This window comes from Verruconatronum alginivorum (assembly GCF_056590205.1).
This window is the reverse complement of the sequence record NZ_JBWPVQ010000001.1, coordinates 1644129-1656411: the sequence shown is the minus strand read 5'-3', so window position 1 is coordinate 1656411 and position 12283 is coordinate 1644129. Positions and strand designations below refer to the sequence as shown.

1 protein-coding gene (running past one end of the window) is annotated in these 12283 nt (G+C 62.8%); it reads right to left on the bottom strand.

Annotation, left to right across the window (positions count from 1 at the left end; genetic code table 11):
* On the bottom strand, positions 1-12283 hold the 5' portion of the coding sequence (locus ACWUI2_RS05955; RefSeq protein ID WP_486981941.1) for a proprotein convertase P-domain-containing protein. It extends 48935 nt beyond the left edge of the window; the window shows 12283 of its 61218 coding nt (coding positions 1-12283); its start codon is at positions 12281-12283; its stop codon lies off the left edge, out of view.

Sequence of the window (12283 nt, the reverse complement as noted above, 5' to 3'; positions counted from 1 at the left end):
CCCCGGTCGCGCCGCCGACGAAGGCGAGCACTTGGGATTGATCGGTGGCGGTGACCGATACCGTCGTTCCAGCGGTCACGTCGCTGCCTTGAATCAAAGCTTGAAGATCGTTACCGATTCCACTGCCGGTCGCCGAGGCCGCGGCGGAAATCTGCACGCCACCTCCCGCGCCCCCCGAACCACCGGCGGCGAACCCGATGCCGACCGCGAGCATTTCAGCGGTGGACTCCGCGTTCACCGTGACCGACCCGGCGGCATTCACCACGGAATCGATCACCGCCGCCCGGATGGTGTTGGCAATCGCGTTGGTCGCGATCGAAGCGCCCAACTGTCCGGCGACACCGCCGCCAGCTCCCCCGGCACCGGAAGCCGCCACCGCACCGGAGACCGCGTAAATTTTTGAAGTGTCGACCGCTTCGACCAACAGATCCCCATTTGTCGAGGTCACATCGCTCCCGCCCCGAATCTCGGCGGCGACCGTCTTGGTCATGACATTGATCGTTCCGGCGCCAGCGCCGGAAAGGGCGACTCCGCCTCCGGCACCACCCGCGCCACCGCCGGCGAATCCGATCGCGGCGGTGATGATCTCTCCGGTGGAAACGGCCCGCACGGTCACATCGTCCGACGCGGTGACAGTCGAGCCTTCGATGATTGCTTCGACCGTGTTGGTGATGGCGTTGATCGCGATGGAGGCGCCGATCGCTCCGGCTCCGCCCCCACCGGCTCCGCCCGCGCCACCACCGGCGGCACCGCCGACGAACGCGAGGAGCCTCGACCGGTCGGTCGCGGTCACCGCGACCGATCCTCCGGCGACGATGGTGCTTCCCTCAATCACGGCCTGGACGGTATTCCCAATTCCGCTGCCGCTCACCGAGCCGCCAATGGAAATCGCGACGCCACCACCGGCGCCACCGGCTCCGCCACCGCCGAATCCGATACCGATGGCCAAGGTTTGAGCGCTCGACTCGGCGTTGACCACAACCGATCCGTCGGTGGTCACCGTCGAATCCAGGATAGCGGCCCGGACGGTGTTGGCGATCGCGTTGGTGACCAGCGAGGCACCGGCCTGACCGGCCACTCCGCCTCCGGCGCCCCCGGCACCGCCGGCCGCCGCGCCACCGGCGATGGCATATACATTCGAAGAATCGATCGCTTCGACCCGCACTTCGCCCGCGCCGGTGATCTCGATGCGGGAGTTGTTGCGGATCTCCGCCAGGAGAGTTTTCGCGATCACATTGACCGATCCGGCTCCGGCGGCGTTCAAGGCGATCCCGCCTCCGGCCCCTCCCGCTCCACCGGCGGCGAAACCGATGGCGACACTGATGATGCCGCCGTCGAAGATCGGCTGATCCGTCAGCGTGCTGAGGGTGTTGATGATTTCGGTGCGCTCTTCGTCCGACAATTCGGCGCGATCCCAGAGATTGGCCAAATAAGTTTTCAACTCCGCGACCATCGCGGCGCTCTCGGCGTTCAAAGCGGCCAGATCGGCTTCGGAAACATCGACCACCCGCGCGCCGGAGGCATCGAAGATCCGGATGTGCAAGGTTCCGTCGGTGGCATGGCGGCCGACGATGATCTGGGCCACGCCTTCGTTCGGCAACTGAGCGAAATCGGTGACGGTCACCAATTGGACATTGTAATCGTAGCTGCTCGACAGAGCCCGGACCACAACGTCGGCAGCCGTCACGGTCGAATTGTCGATGGCGGCTTCGAGGTTACTGGTGATCGCATTGACCGACAGGGAAGCTCCCACCGCTCCGGCGACGCCGCCGCCCGCGCCACCCGCGCCACCGGCGGATGCGCCACCAACCAAAGAATAGATCCGGGAACTGTCGGCGGCGATCACGGTGACGGTTCCGCCGGCCGTGACATCGCTGCCTTCGATCACGGCCTGGACCGTCACCCCGATTCCGGATCCGGCGGCCGAGCCGGCGGCTCCGATGCGGACGCCTCCTCCGGCGCCGCCTGCGCCGCCCGCGGCGAAACCGATGGCAACTGTAATGATTTCGGCGACCGATTCGGAATTGACGGTCACCGCTCCGGCGGCGGTCACCGTGGAATCGCTGATCGCGGCACGAACGGTGTTGGCAATGGTGTTGGTGGCGACCGAGGCGCCCATCTGTCCGGCAACCCCGCCTCCGGCTCCACCGGCTCCGGAAGCCGCGGCCGCGCCGGCGGCGGAAATGATGCGGGCTGAATCCAGGGCGCGAACGGTGACATCGGCACCCGAAACTTCGCTCTCACCGGAGATCTCGGCCCGGACGGTCCGGGTGAGAACATTGATGGTGCCGGCACCGGCGCCGGACAAGGCGACTCCGCCTCCGGCTCCACCGGCCCCGCCGCCACCGAAGGCGATCGAGGCGCCAATGATTTCTCCCGCGGAAGTGGCTTCAACCAAAACCGCTCCCGGCGTTTCAACGGAAGAGGCGTCAATGACGGCTTCCACGGAACCGGCGATCACGTTGACCGTGACCGAGGCACCGACCGCAACCGCGGCACCACCTCCGGCACCACCCGCGCCCGCGCCGGTCGCGCCGCCGCCGAAAGCGTAAACGGAAGTTTCATCGTCCGCGCGGACCGTGACGCTGCCCGGGGCGCTGACCGAACTGCCGCCGCGGATCGCGGCCCGAACCTTCGACGCGACAGTATTGGTGGAGAAAGAACCGGCTACGGCGACAGCCTTGCCGCCACCCGCTCCACCGGCTCCGGCTCCGGCCCCGCCGATGGTGATGGCAATGATGATGATCGCCGAAGTCGCGACCACATCGACGGTATCGGAAGAGGAAACGGTCGCGGAACGAATCACCGCCTCGACGGTGTTGATGATCAGATTGACCGCGACCGACATGCCGACGGACGCGGCGGCTCCGCCACCCGCTCCACCGGCTCCGGCGGCGGCCGCTCCACCGGCGTCGCTATTGATAAAGGAAGAATCGGTGGCGATGACGCGGACGGCGCCCCCATTTCCGGCGGTGATGACGGCGTTCTCGCCGATGTAGGCACGGACGGTTTTCCCGCCGATCGTCACGGCACCGGCTCCGGCGACCGCTAGTCCGGTTCCTCCACCCGCACCACCAGCGCCCGCACCGGCTCCAGCGATCGCAACGGTGACGGCGATCAGTTCGGATTCGGCTACGACCTCGACCGAACCATCGGCCTCGATGATCGAATCCTCGATGTAAGCCTGGGTGGTGCTGAAAACAATGTTTACCGCCAACGCCGGACCGACGGCGCCGGCACTGCCGCCACCGGAACCGCCCGCGCCGGAACCGACCAACGCTCCGGCGAGACCGGTGATGATGGTCAGATCCTCGGCGGTGACCGAAACACCTTGGCCGCCGCCGCTGGAAACGACGCTGCCGTTAGCGATGAAAGCTTCGATGAGATTGGCGACGGTGTTGATCGACAGGGATCCGGCGACCGCCTTGCCCGCGCCACCCGCCGCGTTGACGGCGACCGCGAGGGCACCGGAAGCGGAGATCGAACCGATATGAACCAAAGACTTGGCGGAAACGAGGACCGCGCCACCGGCCCGGAGGTTGGAAGCCTCGACCTTGGCCGCGACGTGATTGACAATGGTGTTGATCGAAACCGAAGCCCCGATCGCAGCTACTCCGGCTCCGGCGGCTCCACCGGTCAGGGAACTGATGCTCGAGCGGTTCTCGCTGCTGACGACAATGTCGCCGGAAGCGGAAACCTCGGAAGCGGAGAGGAGCGTGTGCGCCTGGCCGGTCGCCACCGAGGCATCGAGGTTGATCGCGGCCGGGCTGGAAGCGATGGCGTCGGCTCGGCTTGCGGCCAACCGGATTGTCGTCCCATCGACCACGATGGCAAAGTAGGTGGTGCCGGAAGTCAGCCCGCCGATGCTGGCACCGCCGCCGTTGCCGTAAAGGATGGGTTGGCCGGTGACAAAGCCGTGCTCGTAGCCGAGATCGATGGTGTTTTCGGACGAATCGACGGCGGCACCCGGCACGAAAACCGGCAGGAGGGAATGCTGACGGCCCTCAAGGCTGGCGGCGAGGTTGAGCGAAGTCCCATCGAGGGCGCCTTGATGGGTGGCGGCGAGCGAGATGGTCTGGTCGTCGACGACGATGACGAAATAGGTGGCGCCATCGATCAAGCCGCCGACGTTCTCCCCGCCGTTGTTCCGGTAGAGGACGGCTTGCCCGTGGGTGAAACCGTGGGGACGGGCGAAGACAATTTCGTTTCCGGCGAGGTCGGTCGTGAAATCGAGAGCCGGGACGAATTGGTGAAGTTCGCCGGAACCCGCCGATGTCAGATCGATCACGGCTTCCTTCAAGGCGTCGGCGCGGGTGGCGGCCAAGCGAATGGTCTTGGCGTCGACCACGACCGCATAATACGAGGAGCCGCCCTGCAACCCGCCGATGGCGGTGCCGGTTCCGAGTTGATAGGCGAGGAGTTGGCCGCTGACGAACCCGTGATCGGAAGTAAAGGTGATCGTGTTGTTGTTCGTGTCGACCGCGAGGCCGCTTTCAAAGACCGGAACGATACTCGCTCCGGCTCCGGAGAGAACCGGGGTGAAACGGTGGAGGGAACCGGTGGTATCGGTGAGGTCGAGTTCGATAGTTTCGTTCTCGGCCAGGGCTTCCTCCGAAGCCGCGAGGCGGAACGCTGTGGCGCTGACCCGGATCACATAATACGTGCCGTTGGCCGAGAGTCCGCCGATCACACCAAGAGGTTCGCCCTCCTCGTCGAACTCAGGAAGATAAACGACCGTATCGCCGGTTTGGAGACCATGCTCGACGCCGAGGTCGATGATGCCGGTACCGGCGTTTACGGCGGCGGTAGGATCGAAAATAAACGGTGGGTTGAGCGTGATCGGGTTCGGATCGGCCGGGTCGGCATCTTCCGGGGTGGCGGCGAGTTGAATACCGGTCGGGCCGACCACGATCACATAATAGACCGTGTTGTGGACCAAGCCGGGGATCGTCGCACCGTTGGCGCTTAGATAAAGGACCGGTTGACCGCTGACGAATCCGTGCTCGTAACCAAGGTCGATAGTGCTGCCCCATCCGTTGAGGTCGTGGGCGAGATCGACCACCGGGCGAAGTGTGTGGACGCCGCCCCCGGCGACGGACGGATCGAGTTCGACGATCTCGGTCGGTTCGGCGTCGAAAGCATCCTCGCGGGTGGCGGCCAACTGGATGCTGGTGGCGTCGACCCGGATCACATAATAAACTTCGCCGTCGACAAGGCCGCCGATGCTGGCGCCGCCGCCGTTGCTGTAAATAACGGCCTGACCGGTTTGGAATCCGTGTTCGTAGCCGAAATGGATCGTGTGGGAAGAACCTGAAACCGGACCGGTCGGGTTGAAGAAACGGCCCTGCGAATCGGCGCCGCCGATGATGGAAGACTCGACGTGCTGGGCGGTGACATTGACGGAGACCGCTCCACCCAAGGCAAACTTACCCGCGCCCGCTCCCCCGGCGGTGACCGTGGCGATGTCGGCGGCCGACTCGGCGGTGATTTCGGCGTTTCCACTGGCGGCTTCCAGCGTCGAAGCTTCGACGGTCGCCTTCACGGAATTGGCGATGACATTGGTGGAAACCGATGCCCCGATCGCGGTGGAGCCGGCCCCGGCGATTCCCCCGGCGAAACCGAAGATGGTGCTCCGGTCGGCGGCCAGGACCTTCAGCCCCTCCCCGGCGGCAAGGACCGAACCGTTGCGAATGGCCGCGACATTGTCGCCGTGGATCAGGTTGACGGTGACGGAACCGCCCAATGCGAAAGTCCCGGCGCCGGAACCGCCGATCGAGAGGGAGCGGATGCCGGAGGTGGAGAGCGTCGCGACGGTGACGTCGCCGGAAGCGGCGGTCACAGTGGAACGGTCGACGGTCGCGCGAACCGTATTCAAAATGTCGTTGGTCGCGACGGCGGCGCCGATGGCGGTCTTGCCCGCTCCCGCGATTCCTCCGGCCAGGGCGTTGATGTTTCCGAGAACCGCCTCGCCGACATCGAGGGTTTCGGTATCCGCGCCCGGAATGTTCAGAACGTCGAGAATCTCAGGAGAAAGTTCGCGGGCGACGATGGTCACCGATCCGGCGGCCGTAAGCGAGGAGAACCGGGTGACACCGGCCTCAGTGGTGTTGCGGATCAAGTTGACCGAAACGGAGCCACCCAAGGCGAACGTACCGGCACCGCTTCCACCGATCGCGGCGCTGTTGATCATCGCACTGGAGATGGCGAAAAGATCGATGTCCTCGGAAGTGGTTTGGATGGTGGACCCCTCGACAATGACTTGCGTCGTGTTGGCCAGGTCGTTGACCGACATCGCCGCGCCAATGGCCGCTTTGCCCGCTCCGGCGAAACCACCGCTCACGGAATTGATCACGCTGCGGTCAACGGACCGAAGATCGACCGTGCCATCGGCTTGGAGAATCGAATCCGCGACAATCACTTCAGTGGTGCCGTGGAGGACGTTGACCGAAACCGATCCGGCCAGACCGGTTTTCTTGGCCCCGGCGATGCCGAGGGAGAGGGTGTTGATCGAAGTCGCCGATTCGGCGTTCAGGGAAAGGGTGGAAGCAGTGCGAAGTTGGGTGGAGCGGACCCGGCTGGACGTGGTGTTGCTGATGACGCCGATGGCGATCGCGGCACCGAGACCCACCGCTCCTCCGGCGCCGACCGAGCCGGATTGGGACCAGATGCTGGAGGCGTCGCTCGACTTGACCGAAATGGGCCCGGCGGTGGCGGGAGCACCCGGATGTTGCCCAACCTCCTCGATGTAGGCTTCCGTGGTGTTGGCGATCACGTTCACCGCGACAGTCCCGGATGCGCCGACCGATTTGGAAGCGCCGGCGGAATTTGCCACGGATACGATCACCGAAAGATTGTCGGCGGAGACTTGGATCGATCCGTCCGTGGTGAGAACCGACTCGGTGACTGCGGCGACGGTGTCGGCGGAAATCACATTGACCGCGACGGCGGCCCCGAGTCCGGCCTTGCTGCCAAACGCGCCCGCTCCGCCGATCGCGACGATGATCGCAGAATTCTTGGCGTCGACAATCAGATCGCCACCGATCTTGGCGTCGACGTCCTGCAGGGACGCAACGGTTCGGTCGGTGATCACGTTGGAGGAAACCGAACCGGCAATGCCGAATCCGCTGCTACCTACCGCGCCGGCGCCTCCGGCGGAGAGGGCGATGATCATACCGGACCGGGTGGCGGTGACCGAAAGGTCGCCGTCGGTTTCGATGGTCGCGAGCGAGATCGAGGCGAGGGTTTCGCCTTCGATCAAATTGAAGCTGAACGAACCGGCGATCCCGATGGAAGTCTTTTCGGACTTGGCGAAGGAAGCGGAACCGGAGGCGGCCACAAGGTAAGTATCGTTGGAAGCCGAAACTGCGATGTTCTCGGCGATCAGTTTACCCGGATCGGCGATGATGGCGCGGACCTTGTCGAAAACCAAGTTAATGGAAACATCTCCGGAAATCCCGATACCGGCCTTTCCTTGTTTGGTGGCGTCGTCGGATGCCGTGTCACCGGCCAAGTCGAGATACTCCGACATATCGACATCGATCAGGTCGAGCGGTTCGCTGCTCCCCTTCTCCGCCGGGCCGGAACCGGATTCGGGCGGCTTCTGCGATTCGGGGGTGATGATCGCGGCGGCGGCCGAGAAAGCGAAGACCCACCCATCGGCTTTGGCGGATACGTTCAGATCCCCCTCGATGTCGATGAGGGATTCAGCGGTTGATTCGCCGTCGAGACGGCCGATCACGGCAGCCACATCGCGGTCGACGATATTGATGGCGATCGACATTCCAATACCGGCGCCATTCCCGCTGGTGACGGAGCCGACGAGATTGACGTGGATGCTGCGGTCGAAGGCGGAGACGTCGAGAGAACCGCCGGTGACTTCCACCCCGTTCTCCAGATGGGCCAAGACGACGGCGTCCTGCATGACAAAAGTCACCGTTCCAGCCACTCCGAATTGTCCAGCTTTTCCACCGCTTTGCCCGAGCGAGATGATCAGGTTGGTGGCTTGGGCATCGATCTTGATTCCGCCGTCGACCCCGCTGTGAATTTTCGTTCCCTCCTTGACGATCGCTTGAGTGGTCTGGTTCAGAACGAGCACGAAGAACGCTCCGCCGACACCGGCCTTTCCGCTGGAAGCACCAAACGGACTGTAGGGACCGGCCCACGGATCCTTCTTCTTGATCATCTCTTTGATCTCCAAAATCCCGGCCAGATCGAATTCGAAAATCCCGGTCATATAAATACCGGTGAAAATGGTTTCCGCGGAAATTTCGACGGACTGCTCGGAAGTTTGGAAAAGTGGATCCTGATTGATTTGGACGTTCTCCCCGACGACGACTTCGGAAACGGTGGTAACGACAAAAACATCGATCGCACCGGCGAGGGAGAGACTGTCGGCTTGAGAACTGCTCCGGACCCAGGAATTCAAAATGCCGGTCTTGAATCCGAGGATTCCGAGCAAACCGGAGATAACTCCTCCGGCGCCGCTTCCGGCATCCGAAAGAACGTCCATGAAGGATTGGCCTTCCAGATCGGAGAAAAGGTCGACCAATCCAAGAATCTTATCGATGACCTTCATCACCGAATCCGGAGCGAATGGGTCCGTCACGAGAGAATGGAGACGCAGGTCGCCGGAGGCGTCGAGCGAGGCGTCGGAAGCGATATTCACCCGAGCCTTATTATTAAGGACGGCGACGCCGACGGCGGCGGAGGCCGCTCCGGCCTTTTTGGCTCCCTCGGCTTTTTCGATGCTCGCTTCGACTTCGATGTTCACCCGATGAGTCAAGGTGGCGGCCACGTCGAGATCGACTTCGGAGCGGAGGGTCGCGGTCGAACCGATAACCGTTTCGACGGTGTTCTCACCGTAGATAAACGCGAGCGCACCGGCGGCACTGAAATTGGAGGTCGAGCCGGAAGTTTCTTCCGCTTTTTCCTGGGAGCCGAATTTGGCTTGGATTTTCTCCTTAATCGACGAGAAGAGACTCACCGTAAAATCTCCCTTGGTGAGAGCATCCATTTTCGATGGAGAACCTCCGGTGCCGGCCGACGAGTCGGCGGATTCGGATGCGTCCAAGGAAGCCAAAATGCCGATGCCCTCCACGGCGGTGACGGCGGTGAGGGAATGTCCGGCGCCGGTGGCGACCGACGGATCGAGATCGATGGCTTCGGCGCGAATCGCCTGATCTTCGGTCGCGCCCAAACGGATGGTGTAGGCGTCAACGACGGTCACGAAATAGACGGCGTTGTCGTCGAGTCCGCGGAGTCGCGTTCCGAAATCGCTTCGGTAAATCACGGCGTCACCGGTGGCGAAGCCATGGGCGGAATCGAAGGTGATCGTGTCGAGGGCACTGTCGACTCCGGTGATCGAATCGAAACTCCGGACTTCCGACTCATATAAAAGGAGGTGCGTTCCGGAACCCGGCCCGACGGTCAACGCGTGCTCGGAACCCGAAGCGGCATCGGCATCCAAGGCGATGGCGACTGGCTCTTCGCCTTGGGTATTTTCAAACGAGGCGGCCAAACGAATGGTGTAATCGTCCTCGACGATCGCGAAGTAAACCTGTCCGGGAATCAGTCCCCCAATCGGGCTTCCGCCGCCGGTTTGATAGAGCAACTCCTGTCCGTTGACCAGATTATGGGGAAGAGCGAAAGTGAGCGAACCGTCTTCGTTGCTCACCACCTGGTTCGGATCAAATTCAAAAACCGGCTCCAAATTGACCGGCGCGGCGCCAGCGATCGCTTCGGCCTCGGTTTCGGCGAGACGGACCGTCGTCGCATCCAGCACGATCACATAATAAGTGACCCCGTCTTCCAGACCGCCGATTGGAGTTCCAGCGCCGGAAGAATAGACCACGCTCATGCCAGTGGTCCAGCCGTGGGCGGTTCCGAAAAGAATCGCGTCGCGAAGGGTGTCAACTTGAGTGACCGGATCAACGGCCCGGCCGCCGAGCGAATGGTCGTTGCCGGTGGCGTAGGTCGCATCCAATTCGACGCTCAATCCGGCGTCATGCAACCGGATTGTGTGGGCGTCGACCACGGAGACGTAGTAATTGTGCCCCCGGATCAAACCGCCGATGGCGGCGGCGTCGAGTTCGAAATAGGTGACCAGTTCGCCGTGGTTGAATCCATGGGGAGCCGGAAAGGTGATGGTGTTGGCGATGCCGTCGACTCCGGAAACACCGTCGAACTCCTTCAGGTCGAGGAGCGTCAGGTGGTGGATGCCACTGGAACCGTTGTTGTCGAGATTGATCGCCGGTCCGAGGGCGAGTCGCACCCGGTGGTTTCCGTCAACCAGGACGTAATAGGTTTCGCCATCCTCGAGACCCCCGATGCTCAGGCCATCGCCGGTCGAGTAAACGACCTGCTCGTTGTGGGCGAAACCATGGTTGACAATCTGAATGGTGTTGGCGGCGGGATCGGCGTCGGAAGCCGGAACGAATTCCTGGACGACATTCTTGCCCGCGGCCTCGAGGGTTCCGTCGACTTCAGCCCGGATGTCGGCGTCGGCGATCGCGATGCCCATGGTCAAGCCCGCGCGTCCGTCTTTATAGACTCCGGCCTCGGCGCTTCCGGAGGTGGCCGCTTTTCCGAGGGCATGGACGTAAAGATTTCCGCCAGCGGTGATCATCGCCCCGGCGGCGACCCGGGCCAAAGAATAGGTTTCGGAATGAGCGACCGCGAAGGAGATGGCGATGTCTTGCTGGTTCTCCGGGAAACCGCCGAGGTTCTTGGCGGTGCGGGTGGTCATGTCGGCGGTCGACTCGGCGGAGGACCGGATCGTCACCGTTCCGAGCGCGACAATTTTCACACCCTCCCCGACGATGGTTTCGGCGGAGCTGTGGGCATGACTGAAGCCGGCGCTGAACAGACGGCTGACCGCTTTGGCGGTCGCGTCGGCGACGGCATTGGATTGTAAAAGGAGATCGCCGCTCGCGGTCAGTTCGGTATTGCCCGCCAGGATCACCTCCGCCGAGGCCCGTTTGATCATTACCATCATCGGGATCTCAAGGAGATCTTCGAACATCCGGGTCAACCGATCGATCACTTGGGTTTCGATGATGCTGGCGGCACCGTCGATCAAATTCTTGTCCCCCGCCTCGGCCGAGATCGAAATGTCGCCGCCCCGGATGGTGACGCCGTTCAGGTTGACGGCCGCTCCGGTGAGGGCACCGCCCGCACGGATCAAGAGACTATAGACCGTCATGCTGGCGGTCAGTTTGATGTCGCCCGCCGCGAAAGAGCTACCGTCTTCCACATGGGCGAACAGTCGGGCGCCGTCGTTCGCGTCGATTTGCGTTCCTTTAATAACCAGATCTCCCGAATCACCGATCGACGGTGCGGTCGCCGGATCGGCGCCGTCGGCCACCTGCCGGGTGGAGATGGTGGCTCCCGAATCGATCACCACGTCGACTCCGGCATTGATGGTAACATCCGTCAGACCATAACCGCCGATGTCGCCGGAGATGCGGACCGAACCGCCGATGACGTATCCATCTCCATCGACCGAACCAGCGTTGATGGTCAGCGTATCCGGAGTGGAATCACCGTTGCCCCGGATGCTGGCACCCACGCTCAACGTGAAATTTCCGCCGACGTTCAGGGTGACATCTCCGTTGATGACAACGGTGTCGGAGTAAGTGAGGTCGCCCGGAACGGTGACGCTGCCGTTCAAGACGGTGGTATTTCCGGAACCGATGATTTCAAGCCCGGCCTCACCGTCGCCGATCAAGTCACCGTGCTGGAAAACTCCGCCTCCCTCTTGGGGAGTCATCAAAACAAAGGAACTGCGGATCACCACCGGCGCGGAAGCATCGTCGGGATTGCCAATGACGATCCGATGACTTCCGTCCGCGCTGCCGATGACGACCTTCTCGAATCCGGCCAGCAGATCGAGATCAGCCTGGGTCAGCACGTAGTCGCCGGGTGCGCCGTCGCCAATGCCGATGGAAGCGGACGGATCGGCGGGAATGAGATAAAGCACCGGATGGGTCTCGGGGGAAATCGAAGCGAAATCCGGATACGAGTGGGTCAACAGTGAAACTGGTTCGGCGGCGCTCGGTTCGGCGGAGGCCGCAAAGGCCATCATACTCTCTTCGAACTCGGATACGACGCCCAGTATCGGTTCGATTCGCGCCCCTCCGGCGAACAAATCATCATCATCCGCCAATGCGCTCTTTGGTTCGCCCGCGATGTCTTCGTCGATCGACACCTCCAGAATAGTAGCGTCGAGGGGGGAAAGAAGTTCGGCGTCGTCCGAGCCGAATTCCACCGGGGTCGCCGACAACAA